We start from the raw sequence: 22,652 nt of genomic DNA on the forward strand, positions 1-22,652 counted from the left end.
ACGGCAGCCCTTCGCATACGCGGACCGGGGGGGGGGGGGGGGGGGACGACGGCGGTGGGGGCGGCTCGCTCGCGCGGGCTCGCCCGGCGCCGCCGCTACAGTGGCACCATGATCACGCCGGTGGCACTCAGCGGTCGGCACGTGGTGCTCGAGCCCCTCCGTGCTGACCACCACGACGGACTCGTCGACGCTGCACGCGACGGCGAGCTGTGGACGCTCTGGTACACCTCGGTGCCCGAACCGCAGGACATGCGGCGGGAGATCGATCGGCGCCTCGAGCTCCAGCGGCAAGGGACCATGCTCCCGTTCGCCACGCGGCTGGCCGACCCCGCGACCGGTGGACCCGGGCGAGTCATCGGGATGACGACGTACATGAACATCGACCGGGACACTCCGCGCGTGGAGATCGGCTCCACCTGGAACGCGGCGTCCGCCCAGCGTTCAGGGACGAACACCGAGTCGAAGTACCTCCTCCTCAGGCATGCGTTCGAGGAGTTCGGGTGCCCCGCGGTGGAGTTCCGCACGCACTGGCTCAACCACCAGTCCCGCGACGCGATCACCCGGCTGGGCGCACACCAGGACGGCGTGCTGCGGAGCCACACGCGGGCGAGGAACGGCGAGCTGCGTGACACGGTGGTGTACTCGATCCTCCTGCACGAGTGGCCCATGGTCCGGGACAACCTGCTGCACCGCCTGAGCCGGCCCGCATCAGCCGGCACGCCTGAGACGGCGTGAGGCGCCGGGGGCGGTCTGGACCGGCCTGAGGCGCCTGGGTCCGCACCGGTCGGAGGGTCAGTACGACGGCGCGGGCGGCAGCCCGAAGTGCTCCTCGAGCGTCGCCGTCCCCGCGGCCCTCATGGCCAGCGAGACGTCCTTGCCCACGAACCGGAAGTGCCACGGCTCGGCGGAGAATCCCGTGACGGCGTCGGATCCGAGGGGGTAGCGCAGGATGATGCCGTACTCGGCGGCGTTCTCCGCCGCCCACCGGGCCGCGGCGGTGTCCCCGAAGCAGGAGACGAGGGTGCAGGCGCCGTCGTCCTGCCCGATGTCGAAGGCCAGGCCGGTCTGGTGCTCGGAGTAGCCGGGGCGCGCCGACACGGTGTCCGCTCCCGCCTGTCCGCCGTACTGGCCCACCCAGTAGGCGTAGGTGGAGTCCTGGTTGGCGAAGGACCGGTACCCGCTGATCAGCACGAGCCCCACGCCGTCGGCAGAGGCAGCGGCGAACATCTCCTCGACGGCGGACGCGGTGTCGGGCCGCAGCAGGCCGTTGTCGGTGGCCGTGGCGACGGCGGGCTGCCGGAGGTCCGCCGGCGCGTGGTCCAGGGGCGTGAGGGGCCGCCGTTTGTTGACGACGACGTCGATCGCAGCGGGATCCGCGTGCGCGCCGTCCGCGGGTGGGGCCGCTGCCGCTCCGCCCGACCCGCTCGGCACCGGCTCACGCTGGGCGGGTGCGGGCAGCACCCCTGCCGGGGCCGGGAGATCCGCTGCCCCCTGCACGTTCGAGGACTCTGTGGGCGCGGCAGCATCCGACGACGCGCCGGATGGCGCGCCCGTGGGCGGGTCGGCAGGGGAGGTGGGCGAGTCAGGGGAGTCAGGGGAACCTGTGGCGGGGGACGACGTCGCGGGCGCCGTCGAGGATGTGACGTCCCCTGCGGGACCGGGCGAGCACGCCGAGAGGCCCACCACGAGCACAACCGCCGCCGCACCCGCGAGAGGTCGCATCCTCAGGTCTTCCGCAGCAGCATGCGACGGACGGAGTGGTCGGCGTCCTTCGTCAGGACCAGCTGCGCCCGACCGCGGGTGGGCAGCACGTTGGTGACGAGGTTCGGTTCGTTGATGCGCTCCCAGATGCCCATCGCGGTGGACTCGGCCTCGTCGTCGGTGAGGTTCGCGTAGCGGTGGAAGTAGGAGTCCGGGTTCGCGAACGTACTGGATCGGAGGGACCGGAACCGCCGGACGTACCACTGCTCGATGTGTGCCGTCTTGGCGTCCACGTAGATGGAGAAGTCGAAGAAGTCGCTGAGGGCCAGACCCGTGATGCCGTCCGCCCGGGGGCGCGCCGGTGCGAGCACGTTCAGACCCTCGACGATCAGCACGTCGGGGCGCTGCACCACGACCTCCCGCCCGGGGACGATGTCGTAGGTGAGGTGCGAGTACGAGGGCGCGCGGACCTCGGCGGCTCCGCTCTTGACCTCGCTGACGAAACGCAGGAGCCGACGGCGGTCGTAGGACTCCGGGAAGCCCTTCCGCTGCATGAGCCCGCGCCGCTCAAGTTCCGCGTTGGGGTAGAGGAAGCCGTCGGTGGTGACCAGTTCCACGTTGGGCGACCCGGGCCAGCGCCGCAGCAGTTCGCGGAGCACGCGCGCGGTGGTGGACTTCCCGACGGCCACGGACCCGGCCACGCCGATCACGTAGGGGGTGCGGGCGGTGCTCTCGCCGAGGAAGGTGTTGGTGGCCGCGTGCAGCTGACCGGCGGCGGCGATGTAGAGGCTCAGCAGCCGGGAGAGCGGGAGGTAGACCTCGCGGACCTCGTCGAGGTTGAGGGCGTCGCCGAGACCACGGAGCCGCATGACGTCCTCGGAGGTGAGCGGACTCTCCATCTCGTCGGCGAGCCGGGACCACATGTGGCGGTCGAGCTCGACGAACGGGGTGATCGACTCGGCACCGGTGGCGTGGTGCGGCCCGGTGCTGCGTTCTCTCACCCGTTGATTCTGCCCGGTGGCCTGCGCATTAACAAACGTGGCCGCCGGTACGCTTGGGCCCATGTGTGGAATCGTCGGATATGTGGGCCGGGATCGCGGCCAGGGAACATCAACGCTCGACGCCGTGGGCCCCGCCTACGAGCAGGAGCCCCAGGACGCGCAGCACGGTGCGCTCGACGTCGTGATGGAGGGACTCCGGCGCCTCGAGTACCGCGGGTACGACTCCGCGGGCGTCGCGGTGATCACCCCCGCGGGCATCGAGTCGCGGAAGAAGGCCGGGAAGCTCACCAACCTGGTGGGCGAACTTGCGGCCTCGCCGCTGCCGCGCTCGCTGACGGGCATCGGTCACACGCGGTGGGCCACCCACGGCGGGCCGACGGACCAGAACGCGCACCCGCACCTCGCCGACGACGGTCGCCTCGCGCTGATCCACAACGGCATCATCGAGAACTACGCCGAGCTGAAGGCCGAACTCACGGGTGAGGGGCTCACCTTCGTCTCCGACACCGACACCGAGGTGGCCGCCGGCCTCGTCGGCTACATCTACCGCGGGCTCGTGGACAGCGGCGCCGAGGGAGACCTCCTGACGCTGGCCCTTCAGCAGGCCTGCCAGCGCCTCGAGGGTGCGTTCACCCTCCTCGCCATCCACCAGGACCAGCCGGGCGTCGTCGTCGCGGGCCGCCGCAACTCGCCTCTCGTCGTGGGCCTGGGCGACGGCGAGAACTTCCTCGGTTCGGACGTCTCCGGCTTCATCGACTTCACCCGCCGCGCTGTGGAGCTCGGTCAGGACCAGATCGTCACCATCACGCCCGAGGAGGTCGTCATCACCGACTTCTTCGGCGCACCGGCCCAGGGCACCGAGTTCCACGTGAGCTGGGACGCCGCGGCCGCCGAGAAGGGCGGCTTCGACTCCTTCATGGAGAAGGAGATCCACGACCAGCCCGACGCCGTGGGCCAGACCCTCCTGGGCCGTTCCGACGTCTCGGGGAACCTCGTGCTCGACGAGCTGCGCATCGACGAGTCGATCCTGCGCTCGGTGGACAAGATCGTGGTGCTCGCCTGCGGTACGTCGGCCTACGCCGGGCAGGTCGCCAAGTACGCGATCGAGCACTGGTGCCGCATCCCCACGGAGATCGAGCTCTCGCACGAGTTCCGCTACCGCGACCCGATCGTGAACGAGAAGACCCTCGTGGTCGCCATCTCGCAGTCGGGCGAGACGATGGACACCCTCATGGCCGTGCGCTACGCCCGCGAGCAGGGCGCGAAGGTCGTGGCGATCTGCAACACCAACGGCTCCACCATCCCGCGCGAGTCCGACGCCGTCCTCTACACGCATGCAGGGCCCGAGATCGCCGTGGCCTCGACCAAGGCGTTCCTCGCGCAGATCACCGCCGCCTACCTGCTGGGCCTGTACCTCGCGCAGCTCCGCGGCAACAAGTACCGCGACGAGATCGCCGACGTGCTCGCCGACCTCTCCGAGATCCCCGCGAAGATCCAGGCGATCCTCGACGACGCCGACACGATCAAGCAGCTCGGCGCCGACATGTCGAACGCGAAGTCCGTGCTGTTCCTGGGCCGCCACGTGGGGTTCCCCGTGGCCATGGAGGGCGCGCTCAAGCTCAAGGAGCTGGCCTACATCCACGCCGAGGGTTTCGCGGCGGGAGAGCTCAAGCACGGTCCCATCGCCCTGATCGAGGAGGGCCAGCCGGTGGTCGTCGTCATGCCGTCCCCGAAGGCGCGGGACTCCCTGCACGCGAAGGTGGTCTCCAACGTGCAGGAGATCCGCGCGCGCGGGGCCGTCACGATCGTCATCGCGGAGGAGGGCGATACCTCCGTCGAGGCCTACTCCGAGCACGTGTTCTACGTCCCGGCGTCCCCGACGCTCCTCGCGCCGCTGCTCACCACGGTTCCGCTGCAGATCTTCGCCCTGGCCCTCGCCAGCGCCAAGGGCTACGACGTGGACCAGCCGCGCAACCTCGCGAAGTCGGTCACGGTTGAGTAGGACGCCCGTCCGGCGGGAGCGGCTACGCCCGTGATCGTGGGGATCGGCGTGGACGTGGTGGACATCGCCCGCTTCCGCCAGCAGTTGGAACGGACACCGGCGCTCCTCGAACGGCTGTTCGTGCCGGTCGAGCGGCCGCTCGCCACCCGTTCCCTCGCCGCGCGTTTCGCGGCGAAGGAGGCCGTGGCGAAGGCCCTCGGAGCGCCGGCGGGCATGAACTGGCAGCACTGCACCATCGAGGTCGACGACGCCGGCGCGCCCTCCGTGGTCGTCACGGGAACGGTCGCGGACGCGGCGGCGGCGCGCGGCGTGGAGCGGTGGCACCTCTCCATCAGCCATGACGGCGGACTCGCCACGGCCATGGTGGTGGCCGAGGGCGGGCTCGGCGACGGTCAAGAATAGTAACCGTACTGATCATCGTCCGGCGTGCCGCTAAGCTCGGACCTATGCTCCACGCTTATTCCGGGGGTGACGTCCGCGCTGCGGAGGCACCCCTCATCGCCGCCGGCCGAGGCGATGCCCTCATGCAGGCCGCGGCCCACGGGCTGTTCGGCGTGGTCCTCGGACTCCTGCGTGACGCCGGTCACGGCACCTACGGCGCCACCGCCGTGGTGCTGGTGGGCAGCGGGAACAACGGTGCCGACGCTCTCTACGCCGGCGCGCGGCTGCTCGGCCGGGGAGCCGCGGCCACGGCGATCCTCACGTCCGACCGCGTGCACACCGACGCCCTCGCCGTCTTCACGAGGGCCGGCGGCAGAACGGTCCGCCTCGAGGACGCCGGCGTGGCGCTCCTCGCAGCACACGCGGCCACCTCCGACGTCGTGATCGACGGCATCCTCGGCACCGGCGCGAGCGGCGGACTCCGGGGCGCCGCGGCTGCGCTCGTCGAGGCCATCACCACCGCCGCAGGGCCCCGAGGTCGCCGGAGCACCCTCGTGGTCGCCTGCGACGTACCCAGCGGTATCGACGTGGACAGCGGCTTCGTCGAGGGCCCCGTGCTCGCCGCGGATGCCACGGTCACGTTCGGCGCGGCGAAGCCCGGGCTCCTCCTCGGCGACGGTGCCGTGGCGGCGGGCGAGCTGAACGTCGTCGACATCGGGCTCGACCTCGGTGCCTTCACGGCCGCGGTCAGGAGTCTGCTCCCGGCCGACGTCGCGCGCCTGCTGCGCCTGCCCGGCACGCACGACCACAAGTACTCCCGCGGTGTCCTCGGGATCGCCGCCGGGTCCGCCCGCTACCCGGGAGCCGCCGCCCTCGCGGTCTCCGCGGCCCTGGCCACCGGCGTCGGCATGGTGCGGTACCTCGGACCCGAGGCCGTGGCCGCCCTCGTCCACCAGCGCTGCCCGGAAGTGGTGGCGTCCACAGGGAACGTCGCCGACGCCCGGGTGCAGGCATGGCTCGTGGGCCCCGGCGCGGTGGACGACGGCGACCAGCGCGACCGCGCCAAGGACGCCCTCGTCTCGGGGCTGCCCGTCGTCGTCGATGCCGGCGCGCTCGCGGACCTGAGCGGCCGCCTGGAACCGCACGTCGTCCTCACGCCGCACGCCGGTGAGCTGCGCGAGGTGCTGGCCGCCTACGGTGTCGCCGTCGAACGCGCGCAGATCGAGGCCGAACCCGCCCGCTTCGCGCTCCGTGCCGCGGACCTGACCGGCGCCACGGTGCTGCTCAAGGGCTTCACGACCACCGTCGCCTCGCCCTCCGGCGCGCTCTTCGTGCAGGCGGACGGCACGCCGTGGCTCTCGACGGCAGGCTCGGGCGACAGCCTCGCCGGAGTGCTCGGCGCGCTCGCCGCCACCCTCGCGGAGGACGGCGACGCCGCCGGACGCCTCGGCGTCGCCCAGGAGGACCTGTGGGCAGCCGTCGCGGCAGCGGGCGCGCTGATCCACGGGAGCGCGGGGCGCCGGGCGGCGGCGCGTGGACCCCTGGTGAGCTCCGACCTGCCGGGGGACATCGGGGCCGTGCTCGGCGAGCTGATCGAGGAGCGGCGACTGGCAGCCGTCATGTGAGCTCTACCGGCGCCCGACACCCGTCTACACGGCGGACGCTTCGATGCGCTATGTATGGAGCAGGAGAGCGGTCAGCAGGACCGCCGCACCCGCGAGCACGATCCGCGAGCACGACCCGCGACCGCCGAGCGGTCACGGGAGAAGACACCAAGGAGAACTGATGGAACTATGGCCCGGCGATGCTTACCCCCTGGGAGCCACCTATGACGGCACAGGAACCAATTTCGCCCTCTACAGCGAGATAGCCGACTCCGTTGTCCTCTGCCTCTTCGACGAGGACGGCGTCGAGACGTGCGTGGAGCTCAGGGAAGTGGACGGCTACGTGTGGCACGGCTACCTGCCGCACGTGAGCCCGGGCCAGAAGTACGGCTTCCGCGTGCACGGCCCGAACAACCCGGCCGAAGGTCACCGGTGCAACCCGAACAAGCTCCTCCTGGACCCGTACGCGAAGGCCATCTCAGGTGACCTCGACTGGGACCAGGCGCTGTTCGGCTACACCTTCGGCGACGAGCACTTGGTCAACAACGAGGACTCCGCGCCCCACATGATGCTCGGCGTCGTGGTCAATCCGTTCTTCAACTGGGACGGCGACCGCATGCCGCGGACGCCCTACCACCAGTCGGTCATCTACGAGGCCCACGTCAAGGGACTCACGCAGCTGCACCCGGACATCCCCGAGGAGCAGCGCGGCACCTACGCCGGCGTGGCGCACCCGTCCGTGATCGCGCACCTGCAGAAGCTCGGTGTCACCGCGATCGAGCTCATGCCCGTGCACCAGTTCGTCAACGACAGCACGCTGCAGGAGAAAGGCCTCTCGAACTACTGGGGCTACAACACCATCGGCTTCTTCGCGCCGCACAACAAGTACAACTCCTCCGGTGACCAGGGCGAGCAGGTCCAGGAGTTCAAGGCGATGGTCCGCGAGCTGCACCTCGCGGGCATCGAGGTCATCCTCGACGTCGTGTACAACCACACGGCCGAGGGCAACCACATGGGCCCCACGCTCTCGATGCGCGGGATCGACAACGCGTCCTACTACCGGCTCGTGGAGGACGACAAGCAGTACTACATGGACACCACGGGCACGGGCAACTCGCTGAACGTCGGCAACCCGCACTCCCTGCAGCTGCTCATGGACTCGCTGCGCTACTGGGTCACCGAGATGCACGTGGACGGTTTCCGCTTCGACCTCGCCTCGGCCCTGGCCCGCGAGTTCTACGAGGTGGACCGCCTCTCGGCGTTCTTCGAACTCGTGCAGCAGGACCCGATCGTCTCGCAGGTGAAGCTCATCGCCGAGCCGTGGGACGTGGGACCCGGCGGCTACCAGGTGGGCAACTTCCCGCCGCAGTGGACGGAGTGGAACGGCAAGTACCGCGACACCGTCCGCGACTTCTGGCGCGGGGAGCACTCCAGCATCGGCGAGTTCGCCTCACGCCTCACCGGCTCGGCGGACCTCTACGAGCACTCCGCACGCCGCCCCGTCGCGTCGATCAACTTCGTCACCGCCCACGACGGCTTCACGCTGCGCGACCTCGTGTCCTACAACGAGAAGCACAACGAAGCCAACGGCGAGGACAACAACGACGGCGAGTCACACAACCGCTCCTGGAACGGCGGGGTCGAAGGTCCCACGGACGATCCCGAGGTGCTCGCGATCCGTGTCCGGCAGCAACGCAACTTCATCGCCACCCTCCTGCTCTCGCAGGGCGTGCCGATGCTGCTGCACGGCGACGAGCTGGGCCGCACGCAGGACGGCAACAACAACACCTACTGCCAGGACTCCGAGATCAGCTGGGTGCACTGGGACAAGATGGACCAGCCGCTGCTCGAGTTCACGTCCGCCGTGAACCGGCTGCGCTCCGAGCACCCCACCTTCCGCCGTCGTCGGTTCTTCGACGGCCGCCCCGTGCGGCGCGGCGAGGGCGAGGCGCTGCCGGACATCGTGTGGCTGGACACCTCCGGCGAACTCATGGCCCCCGAGGACTGGGACAGCGGATTCGGCCGCTCGATCGGCGTGTTCCTCAACGGCCAGGGCATCCAGGGACGCGACGCCCGCGGCCAGCGGATCGTCGACGCCAACTTCCTCATGTACTTCAACGCGCATGACGAGGCGGTCGACTTCACGGTGCCGTCCGACGAGTACGGGCCGTCGTGGGACGAGGTGATCGACACCGCCGGCAAGTACGCCGACAGTGAGGCGATCCCCGCCGGTGCCGTGGTGAAGGTCGAGGCGAAGTCGATGGTGGTACTCCGGGCGCACTCCGAGGTCGAGGACCTCGACCACTCGGTCGCGGCGTCCCTGGCGATCCTCGCCAACGAGGTCACCAGCAAGACCGGGACGGCCTAGCCGCACCTGCATCGTCCGGGGCCCCTGCGGCCCCGGACGGTGCACCCCGGGCGAACCCGCCCGACGCGTTTATCCCGATGAACCCGCCCGACCTGCCCGATCCGCCCCATCACCCGACCTGCCCGTCCAGGAGGACCCACCGTGCTGACACCCACATCCACCTACCGGCTGCAGATCCGGAGCGAGTTCGATCTGCACAGGGCCGCGGCCCTGGTGCCGTACCTGCACGATCTCGGGGTGGACTGGGTGTACCTGTCCCCGATCCTCACGGCGGAGAAGGGCTCCGGGCACGGCTACGACGTCACCGACCCCACCACGGTCGACCCCGACCGCGGAGGGCCCGAGGGGCTCGCCGCACTCAGCGAGGCCGCGCGGGCGGTGGGGATGGGCGTGCTCGTGGACATCGTCCCGAACCACATGGGGATCGAGACGCCGGCCGACAACGCCTGGTGGTGGCAGCTCCTCGCGGAGGGGCGCTCCTCACGGATGGCGGAGGCGTTCGACGTCGACTGGGACGCCAACGGCGGCCGGATCCGCGTGCCCGTCCTCGGTGACGGCGACGACGAACTCGACCAGCTCGCCGTCGTTGACGGCGAACTGCGCTACTACGACAACCGCTTCCCGATCGCCGAGGGCACCGCTCATCCCGGCGACACCGGAGCGGAGGTGCACGACCGCCAGCACTACGAGCTGGTCAACTGGCGCCGCGCGGACGCCGAGCTGAACTACCGACGTTTCTTCGGCGTCAACACCCTCGCAGGGCTGCGCGTCGAGGTGCCCTGGGTGTTCGAGGAGAGCCACGCCGAGGTGAAGCGGTGGTTCGACGAAGGGCTGGTGGACGGCCTGCGCATCGACCACCCGGACGGCCTCGCCGATCCCAAGGGGTACCTCGAGGATCTCCGCACGCTGACGAACAGCGCGTACGTGCTCGTGGAGAAGATCGTGGAACCGGGGGAGAAGCTGCCCACCGACTGGGCGACGGCGGGAACCACGGGCTACGACGCGCTCGCGGACATCGACCGCCTGTTCACCGATTCCACGGGTGAGCACGTCCTGACCGCCTCGGTGCCCGTCGAGCCGTTCCACGAGATGATCCATGGGACCAAGCGCGCCATCACCGACGGCATCCTCCGCTCCGAGGTGCTGCGGCTCGCACGGCTGGTACCCGCCGAGGCCGGGCTCGACGCCGAGGCGGCAGCGGACGCGATCGCCGAACTGCTCACGTGCTTCCCGGTGTACCGGAGCTACCTGCCCGGTGGCGCCGAGTACCTCGAGGAGGCGGTGCGGGACGCACAGGTGCGCCGCCCCGACCTCGCTGACACGATCGCGACGCTGCACCCCCTGCTCGACCCGTTCCGCGACGGTGGGTCCGGGGAGCTGACCGAACTGCCGCGCCGCTTCCAGCAGACCTCCGGCATGGTCATGGCCAAGGGCGTGGAGGACACCGCGTTCTACCGGTACTCGAGGCTCGTCTCCCTCAGCGAGGTGGGCGCCGATCCGTCCATCTTCTCGGTGGAGCCCCTCGAGCTGCACCGCCGGCTGCTCGAGCGCCAGGCGGAGGCCCCCCTGGCCATGACGACCCTCAGCACGCACGACACCAAGCGCAGCGAGGACACGCGATCGCGTATCTCGGTGCTCTCGGAGATCCCCGAGGAGTGGACCGGGCTCCTCGCGCAGCTCGAGGAACTCGCACCCATCAAGGACCCCACCTTCGCGCCGCTGCTCTGGCAGTCGCTGATCGGCGCTTGGCCCATCAGCCGTGAGCGGGCGCACGCCTATGCGGAGAAGGCCTCCCGTGAGGCGGACCTCAGTACCCACTGGACCGCCCCGGACGACGAGTTCGAGCGCGGGATGCACGCCGCCGTCGACGCCGCGTTCGACGACGCCGGGGTCGCCTCCCTGATCGCTGCCCTCGTGGAGCGCATCCAGGACGCCGGCTGGTCCAACTCGATCGGTCTGAAGCTCCTGCAGCTCACCATGCCGGGCGTGCCGGACGTGTACCAGGGCACCGAGTTCTGGGACACCTCCCTCGTGGACCCCGACAACCGGCGCGAGGTGGACTACGACGCCCGCCGCCAGGTGCTGACGGACCTCAGCTTCGGTGCCCGGCCGCAGCTCGGCGCGGACGCCCACGCGAAGCTGCTGGTGGTCACCAGGGCGCTGACCCTCCGGCGTGACCGCCCGGAACTCTTCACCGGGTACACCGCCGTCGCGGCGTCGGGAGATCACGCCAACCACGTCTTCGGGTTCGACCGCGGCGGTGCCGTCACGCTGATCACGCGCCTGCCGCACGGGGTGGCGCAGCACGGCTGGGGGGACGCCGCCGTCGAGCTTCCCGCCGGCGCCTACACCTGCGCGCTCACCGGCGCGCGCTTCACCGGCGGCACCGTCCGCGTGGCGGACATCTTCTCCACCTACCCGGCAGCACTACTCGTCCAGGAGGACGCAGCATGACATCCATCTTCGACGTCTGGGCCCCCCGCGCCGAGACCCTGACCCTCGTGGCCGACGGCGAGCACTACCCGATGGAGCAGGGCGAGGGCGGGTGGTGGCACCCCGCGGACGCGCCGCCGTCGTCCTCCGACGTCTCCTACGGATATCTCGTGAACGGTGCGGACACCCCCGTGCCGGATCCGCGCTCGCGCCGCCAGCCCGAGGGGGTGCACGCGCTTTCGCGCACCTTCGACCCGGGAGCCCACACCTGGCAGGACGCCGGGTGGCAGTCGCCGGGGCTGGACGGCGGGGTCATCTACGAGATGCACCTCGGTACGTTCACCCCCGAGGGCACGCTCGACGCGGCGATCGGCAAGCTCGACCACCTCGTGGACCTCGGCGTGCAGTACGTGGAGCTGCTGCCCGTCAACGCCTTCAACGGCACACACAACTGGGGGTACGACGGCGTGCTCTGGTACGCGGTGCAGGAGACCTACGGAGGGCCGGAGGCGTACCAGCGCTTCGTCGACGCCGCGCACCGGAAGGGCCTCGGCGTGATCCAGGACGTGGTGCACAACCACCTCGGCCCGAGCGGCAACTACCTCGGCCAGTTCGGCCCGTACCTCACGGAGGGGAAGGCCAACACCTGGGGCGACTCCCTCAACCTCGACGGCCCGGAGTCCGACGAGGTGCGCCGCTACGTGGTGGACAACATCCTGATGTGGTTCCGGGATTATCACGTGGACGGTCTCCGGCTGGACGCCGTGCACGCGCTGCACGACGAACGCGCCGTGCACATCCTGGAGGAGTTCGCCGCGCGGACGGACGAGTGCGCCGCCGACCTCGGCAAGCCGCTGTTCCTCATCGCGGAATCCGACCTCAACAACCCACGCCTCATCGAGTCGAGGGACGCCGGTGGGTACGGCCTCGCGGGCCAGTGGAGCGACGACTTCCACCACGCGGTGCACGTCAACCTCACGCGAGAGACGGAGGGCTACTACCTGGACTTCGACTCCGTGGGCGCGCTCGCGAAGGTCCTGGAGAAGGGGTTCTTCCACAACGGCACCTACTCCTCCTTCCGGGAGCGCAGCCACGGCCGCGAGATCGACCCCGCGCGGGTCTCACCCCTCCAGCTGGTGGTCGCGGCGCAGAACCACGACCAGATCGGGAACCGGGCAGCCGGCGACCGCACCAGCGCCACGCTGTCCCCGGCGCAGCTCGCCCAGGCGGCGGTGCTCACCATCCTCGGCCCCTTCACACCCATGCTGTTCATGGGTGAGGAGTTCGGTGCCTCCACACCGTGGCCGTTCTTCACCTCCCACCCCGAGCCCGAGCTGGGCAGTGCGACGGCGGAGGGCAGGCTCCGTGAGTTCGAGCGCATGGGCTGGCGGCCCGAGGACGTACCGAACCCCCAGGACCCGGAGACCTTCGCGTCCGCCAAACTCGACTGGGACGAGGTGGGCCGGGGCCACCACGCCGCCCTGCTCGCCACCTACCGCGACCTCATCCGGCTGCGGCGGGACCGCCCTGAGCTGCGCGACCCCGCCTTCGGCACCGTCTCCGTCGAGTTCGACGAGGACGCCCGGTGGATCGTCCTCCACCGCGGCACCACCGCCGTCGTCCTGAACCTGGGGCAGACCATGGCGACGGTGCCCCTCCGCGGTACCGACGCGGAGGTCCTGCTCACCACGGTCGACGGCGTGGGGCTGCTCGCCGACACGGCGCAGCTGCCGCCGCACGCGGCACTCGTGCTCGATCTCGCCGCCTCCTAGGAGCCGCTGGGGCAGAAGACTGCAAGCATTGCCGCAGGACTCGGACGGCTCGGGCGAAAGTGTCCGAGGGCTGCACCATACTGGGCGGAACGGCTTCCCGGCGGGGGAGGCGGGTCCTCCGGCCGTCGTGTGACGGAGCGGGGACCCTGCAGCGACCGAGCGGGGACACGAGCATGAGCCTGGACATCACGACGCTGCGCGTGGCGTTCGGCGCCATCGCCATGACGCTCTTCGTGCTGTTCTCGATGGTCTCCTACCGTCAGACCCGCTCCGCCTACAGCGGCTGGTGGAGCGCGGCGATCGCCCTGTTCTCGGTGGGTACGTGCGGTTTCCTGCTGGACGGGACGGAGCACCAGGTGTGGGCCAACCCCGTTTCCAACATGCTGCTGGTCGCGGGGACGGTCAGCGTCTGGGCCGGCGCCCGCAGCCTGCGTGCGCGGCGGCTCTCGTGGTTCCAGCTGACGGCGGCTCCTGCCGTGACGCTGGTGGCCTCCGCGCTCGACTCGCCGGCGACGAACACCTGGTCCGGCGGTCCGGTGTTCCTCGGTCTGATGTCACTGTCCATCGGTCTCGCCTCCTGGGAACTCTGGCGACTGCCGTCCAGCTACAGCCGCGTCCAGGCGCCCCTCGCCGTGGCCTCCGGATTCGTCTCCGTGCTCTACCTGGCCCGCTGCATCACCTTCGTGGCGGATGGGCCGGAGGGGTTCGTCTTCCGCACCTACTTCGGCTCCGAGATCACCACGCTCGTGACCATGCTGCTGCTGGTCGTGGTGTCCTTCAGCGCGGCCGCTCTGAGCGCCGAGCAGGTCACCACCGCCCTTCGGACCCGCGCGGACACCGACTCGATGACGGGTCTGCTGAACAGGGACGGTTTCATGGGACTGGCGCAGGTGCAGGCCGACCGCCTCGCCCGGGCCGAGCGCTCCGGCACACTCATCCTGGCGGACCTCGACTTCTTCAAGACCATCAACGACACCCACGGACACCTCGCGGGCGACGCCGTACTGCGTGCCTTCGCGGATGCGTGCCTCGAGACGGTGCGTGCCACGGACCTCGTGGGCCGCTACGGCGGTGAGGAGTTCATCTTCCTGCTGCCGGGCGCCACCGTGAGTCGGAGCGAGGACATCGCCCGGAACGTGAGCATCGCGATGAGGAGCCGGAGTACCGAGGAGGTGCGCGAGATGCCCACCGTGAGCTATGGGGTCGCGTCCCTCGAGGCCAACGGATACGACCTCGACGCTGCCATCGCCGCCGCGGATGCTGCGCTGTACGCCGCGAAGGCGAGCGGGCGGAACCGCTCCGTGCGGGCGCTGCGCCCGCCGACGAATCGCCGCTCCGACGTCGCCTGAGCACCGGCAGCGGCCGGTGCTCAGCCGCAGGGACGCTCCGGGGGCCACCCCGTCGGCGGCCCTGCAGCTCGCCTAGGATGAGGAGATGACTTTCCACCCCGCAGAAGACCGCTATGAGAAGATGCCGTACCGACGCGTGGGGAGCAGCGGGCTGCGGCTACCCGCGGTGTCCCTCGGCCTGTGGCACAACTTCGGCGACGACAAGCCCTTCGAGACGCAGCGGGCCATCCTGCGCAGGGCATTCGACCTCGGCGTCACCCACTTCGACCTCGCCAACAACTACGGCCCTCCCTACGGCAGCGCCGAGACGAACTTCGGGCGGCATCTGGAGGACGACTTCCGCCCGTTCCGCGACGAGCTCGTGATCTCCAGCAAGGCCGGCTACGACATGTGGCCCGGGCCCTACGGCAACTTCGGCTCACGCAAGTACCTGCTCGCAAGCCTCGACCAGTCCCTCGACCGCATGGGCCTGGACTACGTGGACATCTTCTACAGCCACCGGCCGGACCCGGAGACCCCGCTCGAGGAGACCATGGGTGCTCTCGACACGGCGGTCCGCTCGGGACGCGCCCTGTATGCGGGGATCTCCTCCTACTCGCCCGAGCGCACCCTGGAGGCCGCTGCCATCCTCAGGGACCTCGGCACGCCGCTGCTCATCCACCAGCCCTCGTACTCGATGCTGAACCGCTGGGTGGAGAACGGCACGCCGAACCTGCCCGAGGCGCTCGAGCAGACCGGCGCGGGGTCCATCGCGTTCTCCCCGCTCGCACAGGGGCTGCTGACGAGCCGCTACCTCGACGGCATCCCGGCGGACTCACGCGCGGCGGCCCACAAGTCCCTGTCCGAGGACCACCTCTCGGAGGACAACCTGCGGCGCGTGCGCGGCCTCAACGCCATCGCGGAGGGCCGCGGCCAGAGCCTCGCGCAGATGGCGATCGCATGGATCCTCCGCCCGCAGGTCAAGGGCACGCCCATCACGTCGGCCCTGATCGGCGCCTCGAGCGTGCGGCAGCTGGAGGACAGCCTCGCCGCGGTGCAGAACCTGGACTTCACCTCCGAGGAACTGCACGCCATCGACGAGTTCGCCACGGAATCGGACATCAACCTCTGGGCGAAGGCCCTCGAGGCCTGATGCTCGCCTTCCGGAGGGCGGGCGCTGAGGACTGGCCCGCCCTCTGGAGCATCATGGAGCCCGTGCTCCGTGCGGGAGAGACCTACTGCTGGGACCCGGCGATGGACGAGCCCGCCGCCCGGCGGGAGTGGCTCCCGGAGGCTCCCGCCGACCCGACGCTCGTCGTCCTCGTCGTGGTCGACGACGCGAAGGGCGCCGTCCTCGGGACCGCCCAGCTCCACGCGAACCGCGGCGGCAACGGATCCCACGTGGCGAACGCCTCCTTCCTCGTCGCCGCGGAGGCCGCGGGCCGCGGTGTGGGCAGGGCGCTCGCCGAGCACGTCATCGACGAAGCAGCGGCGGCGGGCTACCGGGCCATGCAGTTCAACGCCGTGGTCGCCACCAACACCCGCGCGGTGCGGCTGTGGACCTCGCTCGGCTTCAGCATCATCGGCACCGTGCCCGAGGGCTTCCGCCACCCCACAGCGGGTCCCGTGGGCCTGCACATCATGCACCGCTTCCTCCCGGCGGCGGAACCTCCCGATCAGGACCCACAGCGCAAGGACCGGCCATGACCCCCGAGCACCCCGACCGCAGCACGCTCCTCGGCGCCTGGGTGACACTCGGCGAACCCCGTCTCACGCGCGAGCTGATGGCCTCCGGCCTCGGCTGGGTGTGCCTCGACCAGCAGCACGGGCACGTCGACGACCGCGCACTCCGCGATGCCCTCGACCGCCGCTCCGCAGACGGCGCGCCCGTCCTGGCGCGCGTCGCCTCGAACACGCCCGTCCTGATCGGCAGGGCCCTCGACGCCGGGGCGGACGGCGTCGTCGTACCCCTCGTGAGCAGCGTGACCGACGCCGAGGCGGCGGTGGCGGCGGCGTACTACCCGCCGCTCGGCTCCCGGAGCTGGGGTCCCCTCCACGGCAGCGTCGCCGCCCACGCGCCCGGCACCGACGCCGGGGACCACCCCGTGCCGCTGTGCTCGGTGATGATCGAGACCGCGGAGGCGCTGGACGCCGTCGAGCTCATCGCCGCCGTCCCCGGGATCGACATGATCTTCGTGGGCCCCTTCGACCTCTCGCTCGCGCTCGGGCTCGACGTGGACGACCTCCTCGGAGCCGGGGCGGACGACGCACCGCTGCCGCGGATCGTCCGGGCCTGCAAGGCCGCCGGGATCAGGGCTGGTGCCTACGCCGGGACGCCGGAGCGCGCCGCACTGCTGGCCGCGGCCGGCTTCACCTGGATCGCGTCCACCACGGACACGGCGCTCCTGCACCTCGGGGTCGCCTCGCTCCGCTTGGCGCTGTCTCAGCCCGACCAGGACGCCCGCAGTGCGGGGAACGCCTCCTCGTAGGCCGCGAGGACGCGCCGGGCCGCCTGGAACGAGTCCACGAGCGGGTGCAGCGCGAAGGCGCGCAGCGCGGCGTCCCGATCGCCGTGCACGGCAGCACGGATGGTGTCCTGTTCGACGCCCTTGACGGCGGCCATCAGGCCGAGCTGGTGGGGCGTGGGCGGAGCGGCGGGCAGTGCGTGGGCGCCGGTAGCATCGACGACGGCGGGGATCTCGATGATGCCGTCAGCGGGTAGGCCGGGCAGCGTGGAGCCGTTCCGCACATTGAGGATCAGCTCGGCGCGCCGGCCCGTGAGCAGGGCACGCATGACCTGCAGGGCCACGCGTTCGTAGCCGCCTCCGGCGAGATCCGCCTCGTCCCGTTCCTCCTCGGCGGAGCGGGCCTCGGCGAGGTAGCCGGATTCCCGCTCCCGCCGCGCGTCCTCCCAGACGCCGAACGGGCGGTCGGCGGCGAGGAGCCTCGGGTACAGGTCCAGCTGCTGGTCCCGGAGGATCTCCCCGCGCGTGCGGTCGGCGCCGCGGATGGCCAGGAGCGCCTCGCGGTGGAAGTAGTAGTAGAACAGGTACTCGTTGGGCAGGGCGCCGAGCGTGCGGAGGAGCTCCGGCCCGAAGAGCCGCCCCTCCTCGAAGGTGCCGAGGCGCTGCGGGGCGGCGAGCAGGGCCGGCAGGCTGCCGTCGTCGTCGAGGCCGCGCAGCCAGCCGAGGTGATTGAGGCCGATGTAGTCCACTCCGCTGAGTGATCCGCGGAGGTCCACGCCGGCGGCGCGTGCGGCGCGGGTCACGAGGCCCGACGCCGAGTCGCAGATCCCGACCACCCGGTCCCCGAGCACCGCCGCCACCGCCTCGGTGACCATGCCGGCCGGGTTGGTGAAGTTGACGAGCCAGGCCTCGGGTGCGAGCTGCTGCATGGCCGTGGCGAGACGCATCATGTCGGGGATGGACCGCAGGGCGTAGGAGATGCCGCCGGCTCCCACGGTCTCCTGTCCGAGGAGACCTGCGGTAAGGGCCACGCGTTCGTCGAGGATACGACCCTCCGCACCACCGCTCCGCACGGCCGCGAAGACCACGTCCGCGCCCGGGAGTGCGTCCTCCATCCGGTCGGCCACCCGCACGGACGGCACGGAGGTGCCTTCCGCCGCGGGCGGTGCATCGGCCAGGACGCGGGCCATGGCGCGCGCCCGGTCCGGCTCGGAGTCGACGAGCACGACGTCGGACACGAGCCCGGCGAACGGGCCGTCGGAGAGTGCGCGGTACACGAGCGGCACGCGGAACCCGCCGCCACCCACGACCACGAGCGTCGCCCCGCCGCCCGTGCCACCTCCGCCGCCCGTGCCGCTCCTGCCACCCGACATACCCGTACCGCTCCCGCCGTCGTCGTCCCCGCTTACGGACTGGTCACCGCCCGCGACGGGCAGCCTGCACGTAGTCTGCCGTACATGTCCCCACAGCACAGGTTCGATCCGCTGGCCGCCACCCGGACCCCTGGGGGGCCGGAGTTCGACCTGCTGCTCGCCGGGCAGGTGTTCTTCGACATCATCTTCACCGGCCTGGAGCAGCTGCCCTCACCCGGCACCGAGGTGTGGACGGACGGCATGGGGTCGGGGCCGGGGGGCATCGCCAACCAGGCCATCGCCGCCAGCAGGCTCGGGCTCCGCACGAGCCTCTCCGCGGCGTTCGGCGACGACGGCTACGGGCAGTTCAACTGGGACGTGCTGCAGGACCAGGAGCACGTTGACCTCTCGCATTCGCGGGTGTTCAGTCAGTGGCACTCGCCCGTCACCGTCTCGCTCTCCGTGCACCAGGACCGCTCGATGATCACCCACGGGCATCCCGCACCCCTGTCCGCATCGGAGCTGATCGGGCAGCCGCCGTCGTGCCGTGCAGCTGTGGTGGGCGTGGAGCAGGAGGTGGAGCCCTGGGCCAGGGCCGCTGCTGCCAGAGGCACGCGACTGTTCGGGGACGTCGGCTGGGACCCGGCGGGGGAATGGGCCCCGGAGACCCTCGGCTCGCTCGAGCACTTCTACGCGTTCATGCCCAACGCGGTGGAGGCCATGGCCTACACGCGCACGGACGATCCCTGGGCCGCGCTCTACGCGCTCGCCGACCGCGTGCCGGTGGCCGTGGTGACGGTGGGACAGCAGGGTGCCATGGCCATCGACTCGATCACGGGGGAGGAGGAGTGGGTCCCGGCGCTGCCGGTCGCGGCCTACGATCCCACCGGGGCGGGGGACTGCTTCGGTGCCGCGTTCGTCATGGCGGACCTCGCGGGCTTCCCGCTGGCCGACCGCCTGAGCTTCGCGAACCTCTGTGCGTCGCTGTCGGTGCAGCACGTCGGCGGCTCGCTGGCGGCGCCGGGCTGGGGTGACATCGCGGACTGGTGGCACCGGGTGAGCGAGGGGCGCGACGGCGTGCGCAAGCAGTGGCTGCGACGCTACGCCTTCCTCGACGAACTCGTGTCGGACGTCCCCACGGAGGCGGTACGGCGCGCGACGGCGACCATCGCCCGCCAGTCCGACGCGTCGCCGTCGTCCGGTGCGTCCGGCGCGTCCGGGGGGCCCGCGGGACGCGACGCCCGGGGCGAGCTCTCGTGAGCCGCACATCGCAGCGCGGCCCTGTGTCCTGGGACGAGGGGACGTGGCTGCACCGCCCCGCCGCCGTGGCCCAGGAGGGTGCGTCGCTGCATGTGACCGCCGAGCAGGGGAGTGATGCCTGGCGTCACACCTCGTACGGCTTCGTGCACCACAGCGCCCACGCTCTGCTGAGGCCGTTCCCCGCCGACACCGCGATGGAGGTCAGTTTCCGGCTGACCTACGACCAGCAGTTCGACCAGGCCGGGCTGTACCTGCACCGCGCGGCCGAGGACTGGGTCAAGGCGGGCGTCGAGGTCTCCGACGGCGTGCTGCAGGTGGGCGCCGTGGTCACGCGACCGTTCTCCGACTGGTCGGTGGCTCCGGTGCCGGATTGGCAGGGCCGCGAGGTGACGATGCGCGTCAGCCGCGCAGGTGACGCCGTCACCGTCCGCGCGCGGGCCGACGGCGAGCCCTTCCGCCTCGTCCGGGTGGTACCGCTCGATCCCGCGGCCGAGGTGCTCGCAGGGCCCTACTGCTGCGCGCCCACGCGGGGCGGCCTCACGGTGGTCTTCACGGGATGGTCCGTGCTCGACGCCGACGCCTCGCTGCACCCCTGATCCGTCTGATCCGTCGCGGAGCCGGCCGTGGCCCTCAGTCGTCGACGAGCAGGGCCGCGGAGCGCTCCCTCACCCGCGGCGGCAGCAGGGGCAGGAGCGCGCCGACGTGCTCGACGGGGTAGGACTCCGCTCCGTTCCAGTCGGACCTGAGGATCGATGCGCCGTCCACCCAGAAGCTGTTGCCCGGCCGGTCACCGACGTAGAGCCGGATCCGCCGCGCAGGTCGCTCGACGCCGTCCACCGCGACCACACCCAGTTCCTCCCGGACGAATCTCGCATCCTCGACGCGTGGGGCCGCTGACTCGTCGAACTGGCGGAAGCGGAGCTCATCGGCTCCGGTGCCGAGCATCCGCGCCAGGACGCGGTGCGCAGCGTAGCTCGGGACGGCGTCACCGACGTCGATCACGGACCCCCAGCCGTCGTCGACGCCGCTCCGGGCATTGACGCACCTGATCTCCTCGCCGTCCTCGGCGGAGGAGAAGCGATCCCAGACCTCGCTCCCGGTCCGGAACGTCGTCGTCTGCGACAGTTCGACGAGCTGTCCGTGCGGGGACTCGAACATCAGCCGGGTGCGGAGCGTGTCGGGATGCTCCGTGCGGCGGAGCAGTCCGGCGACGACGGCGCCGATCGTGAAGACCTCGACGGTATCCGTCACAGCTCGGGCCCGTCGGGTCTCCGCGCGACGCGGACGTCGTCCACCACGAACCCGTGCTGCGTCAGCTGCTCACGCACCTCCTCCTCCGACCGGAAGCGGAGGGTGGAGTCGGACGTCAGTACTGCGCCGTCGGAGCCGAACACGAACGTCCAGCGGAAGCTCACGAGGGGCAATGCCACACCGGTCAGCTCCACCCAGCTGTGGACGTCGCCCACGCCGTCGACCGTCCTGGTGCTGCGGGACTGCTGGTCCGTCCAGGCCTCCCAGCCGCGACGCGCGGGATCGCGGGTCTCGAACACGAACCGGCCGCCCGGCAGCAGCATGCGGAACACGGCGTCGAGGGTGGCGTCCCAATCCTCGGGATCGACGACCGCCTGCGCGGCGTTGCCCGTCATCAGGACGAGGTCGGCGCGCTCGTGGGCGGCATCGACGGCCACTCCATGCACCCATCGGACGGCCGCGGCACCGGGCTTCGACCGGGCGACGTCGAGCGAGCCGACGGCGGGGTCCACCCCGACGACGCGGTAGCCGCGCTCGGCGAGCTCCAGCGCCAGGACACCGGTACCGCACCCGAGATCGAGCACGCGTTCCGCCCCGAACTCCTCCGCCATGGCGAGGTAGGGCTCGAGGTCGTCGCGGTGGCCATCGAGGTGGTCGTAGACGGCGGCGAGGCGGGGATGGTCGAAGATCGCGTCAGGCACGGGCGCGTGTTCTCGAGCCAGCTCTCACCGAAGGGTGCCGCGCGCCGGCGGTACGGACCGGCGGCGAACATGTGCCCTGGCCCTGCTTCCCACGAGCAGAAGGGCGCCGAAGACGATCCACGGGATCACGTCGAGTGCATCGGACACCCAGGGTGAGGGCGCGGCGACGGACGCGACCACCACCGCCGTGCCGAGCAACCACACCGTGGCCAGCAGGGGTGTCAGGCGGGAGCGGAAGGCGAGCCGGCGGACCTCGTTCTGGAATTCCTGGTTCATCCCCATCACGCCATCCTGCAGCATCGGTGGGCCGAGGAGAACCCTCGGGGGCCGCATCCGGGTCACAGGGCGGTGCGGGCCGACCCAACGGTGGGGGCGGCGGGGTGGCTCTCCTCCGAGGCGGGGTCGGTGCCGAGGGCGAGGCCCGCCGACAACCTCTTCAGCCCGTCCCGGATGCGGGTCTTGGCCGTGGGTACCGGGATACCGAGGTACTGGGCGACCTCCCGGTAGGTCAGGCCGCCGTAGTAGGCCAGGCAGATCGCCTCACGCTGCGCAGGAGAGAGAGCGCTGAGCCCCCGCCGTACCTCGCCGACCTCCCACCGCGCCAGGACGGTCTCGGTCACGGAGTCGAAGGGGACGTCGAGGTTCCGCGCACCGTAGGCCACCGTGCGGGCGCGGTGCGTGTGTTCCATGCGCACCTTGTCCACGGCCTTACGGTGCGCGAGGGTCAGCAGCCATGACATGCCGGACCCCTTTGCGGGGTCGTAGCGCGCGGCGGTCTCCTGCCAGAGCGCGAGGAACACCTCCTGGCTCACTTCCATGCTCAGCTGCTCGTCGACCACCACGCGGCGCGCGATCGCATGGACCCGGGGCGAACCCACCCGGTAGAGAACGGTGAACGCCCGCTCGTCGCCACGGGAGACGGCGAGCAGGAGGGCGGCGACGTCGTCGTTCGCCGCACCGTCGACCCGCTGCGCTGACGTCGCCACACTCGTCATCCTAGGTGCCACCACCTGGACCACCGGTCTGCCACCCG

At 71.1% G+C, this 22,652-nt stretch carries 20 protein-coding genes; 13 read left to right on the forward strand and 7 right to left on the reverse strand.

The window, feature by feature from the left end:
- Positions 1-108: 108 nt before the first annotated feature.
- Complete coding sequence (locus AC4D12_RS03490; protein WP_490948413.1) at positions 109-735, forward strand: GNAT family N-acetyltransferase; 627 nt, start codon at positions 109-111, stop codon at positions 733-735.
- 57 nt (positions 736-792) lie between these two features.
- On the opposite strand, the gene AC4D12_RS03495 is transcribed toward AC4D12_RS03490, so the two are convergent.
- Both AC4D12_RS03495 and coaA read right to left on the reverse strand, forming a co-directional pair.
- Entirely contained in the window at positions 793-1,722 is a 930-nt protein-coding gene (locus AC4D12_RS03495; protein WP_490948415.1) for a M15 family metallopeptidase, read from the reverse strand.
- Positions 1,723-1,724: 2 nt separating this feature from the next.
- Positions 1,725-2,702, reverse strand: a complete 978-nt coding sequence (coaA, locus tag AC4D12_RS03500; protein WP_490948417.1) for a type I pantothenate kinase — start codon at positions 2,700-2,702, stop codon at positions 1,725-1,727.
- Positions 2,703-2,763: 61 nt separating this feature from the next.
- Here coaA and glmS point away from each other — a divergent pair, with 61 nt between their 5' ends.
- From glmS to AC4D12_RS03550, 10 genes are all read left to right on the forward strand, one after another.
- Positions 2,764-4,704 carry a glutamine--fructose-6-phosphate transaminase (isomerizing) gene (gene glmS / locus AC4D12_RS03505; protein ID WP_490948419.1) on the forward strand — a complete coding sequence of 647 codons (1,941 nt, stop codon included), beginning with the start codon at positions 2,764-2,766 and terminating at the stop codon, positions 4,702-4,704.
- A gap of 30 nt (positions 4,705-4,734) precedes the next feature.
- On the forward strand, positions 4,735-5,106 hold the full coding sequence (locus AC4D12_RS03510) for a holo-ACP synthase (protein WP_490948421.1): 372 nt from the start codon (positions 4,735-4,737) through the stop codon (positions 5,104-5,106).
- A gap of 44 nt (positions 5,107-5,150) precedes the next feature.
- The gene (locus tag AC4D12_RS03515; RefSeq protein ID WP_490948423.1) at positions 5,151-6,710 is read left to right on the forward strand and encodes an NAD(P)H-hydrate epimerase; all 1,560 of its coding nucleotides are present in this window, start codon (positions 5,151-5,153) and stop codon (positions 6,708-6,710) included.
- A gap of 160 nt (positions 6,711-6,870) precedes the next feature.
- The gene (gene glgX, locus AC4D12_RS03520) at positions 6,871-9,057 is read left to right on the forward strand and encodes a glycogen debranching protein GlgX (protein WP_490948425.1); all 2,187 of its coding nucleotides are present in this window, start codon (positions 6,871-6,873) and stop codon (positions 9,055-9,057) included.
- Positions 9,058-9,198: 141 nt separating this feature from the next.
- The gene (gene treY / locus AC4D12_RS03525; protein ID WP_490948427.1) at positions 9,199-11,511 is read left to right on the forward strand and encodes a malto-oligosyltrehalose synthase; all 2,313 of its coding nucleotides are present in this window, start codon (positions 9,199-9,201) and stop codon (positions 11,509-11,511) included.
- Positions 11,508-13,262 carry a malto-oligosyltrehalose trehalohydrolase gene (gene treZ, locus AC4D12_RS03530; protein WP_490948429.1) on the forward strand — a complete coding sequence of 585 codons (1,755 nt, stop codon included), beginning with the start codon at positions 11,508-11,510 and terminating at the stop codon, positions 13,260-13,262. Before treY ends, treZ begins: the two co-directional genes overlap by 4 nt.
- A gap of 173 nt (positions 13,263-13,435) precedes the next feature.
- On the forward strand, positions 13,436-14,611 hold the full coding sequence (locus AC4D12_RS03535) for a GGDEF domain-containing protein (RefSeq protein ID WP_490948431.1): 1,176 nt from the start codon (positions 13,436-13,438) through the stop codon (positions 14,609-14,611).
- An 85-nt stretch (positions 14,612-14,696) separates the two neighbouring features.
- Positions 14,697-15,743, forward strand: coding sequence for an L-glyceraldehyde 3-phosphate reductase (gene mgrA, locus AC4D12_RS03540; protein ID WP_490948433.1), 1,047 nt, complete (start codon positions 14,697-14,699; stop codon positions 15,741-15,743).
- Positions 15,743-16,297: a GNAT family N-acetyltransferase gene (locus AC4D12_RS03545; protein WP_490948435.1), complete on the forward strand. Its 555-nt coding sequence runs from the start codon at positions 15,743-15,745 to the stop codon at positions 16,295-16,297. The genes mgrA and AC4D12_RS03545 overlap by 1 nt, the downstream gene beginning before the upstream one ends.
- Positions 16,294-17,079: an HpcH/HpaI aldolase family protein gene (locus AC4D12_RS03550; protein WP_490948437.1), complete on the forward strand. Its 786-nt coding sequence runs from the start codon at positions 16,294-16,296 to the stop codon at positions 17,077-17,079. Before AC4D12_RS03545 ends, AC4D12_RS03550 begins: the two co-directional genes overlap by 4 nt.
- Here the strand turns inward: AC4D12_RS03550 and AC4D12_RS03555 are convergent.
- Positions 17,034-18,428: a family 4 glycosyl hydrolase gene (locus tag AC4D12_RS03555; RefSeq protein ID WP_490948439.1), complete on the reverse strand. Its 1,395-nt coding sequence runs from the start codon at positions 18,426-18,428 to the stop codon at positions 17,034-17,036. The two genes, AC4D12_RS03550 and AC4D12_RS03555, sit on opposite strands and share 46 nt — an antisense overlap.
- A gap of 84 nt (positions 18,429-18,512) precedes the next feature.
- Here AC4D12_RS03555 and AC4D12_RS03560 point away from each other — a divergent pair, with 84 nt between their 5' ends.
- Entirely contained in the window at positions 18,513-19,667 is a 1,155-nt protein-coding gene (locus AC4D12_RS03560; RefSeq protein ID WP_490948441.1) for a PfkB family carbohydrate kinase, read from the forward strand.
- Positions 19,664-20,263, forward strand: coding sequence for a DUF1349 domain-containing protein (locus AC4D12_RS03565; protein WP_490948443.1), 600 nt, complete (start codon positions 19,664-19,666; stop codon positions 20,261-20,263). Before AC4D12_RS03560 ends, AC4D12_RS03565 begins: the two co-directional genes overlap by 4 nt.
- Positions 20,264-20,297: 34 nt before the next feature.
- Here AC4D12_RS03565 and AC4D12_RS03570 read toward each other — a convergent pair whose 3' ends face one another.
- The 4 genes from AC4D12_RS03570 to AC4D12_RS03585 are packed head-to-tail and all read right to left on the reverse strand — an operon-like array spanning position 20,298 to position 22,605.
- Entirely contained in the window at positions 20,298-20,918 is a 621-nt protein-coding gene (locus tag AC4D12_RS03570) for a hypothetical protein (protein ID WP_490948445.1), read from the reverse strand.
- Positions 20,915-21,619, reverse strand: a complete 705-nt coding sequence (locus AC4D12_RS03575; protein WP_490948447.1) for a class I SAM-dependent DNA methyltransferase — start codon at positions 21,617-21,619, stop codon at positions 20,915-20,917. Before AC4D12_RS03575 ends, AC4D12_RS03570 begins: the two co-directional genes overlap by 4 nt.
- A gap of 24 nt (positions 21,620-21,643) precedes the next feature.
- A complete protein-coding gene (locus AC4D12_RS03580) occupies positions 21,644-21,901 on the reverse strand; it encodes a hypothetical protein (protein ID WP_490948449.1) in 258 nt (85 codons plus the stop codon).
- Positions 21,902-21,957: 56 nt separating this feature from the next.
- Positions 21,958-22,605, reverse strand: a complete 648-nt coding sequence (locus tag AC4D12_RS03585) for a sigma-70 family RNA polymerase sigma factor (RefSeq protein ID WP_490948451.1) — start codon at positions 22,603-22,605, stop codon at positions 21,958-21,960.
- Positions 22,606-22,652: the final 47 nt, after the last annotated feature.

It is taken from the genome of Arthrobacter sp. TJ-266 (genome assembly GCF_058269115.1).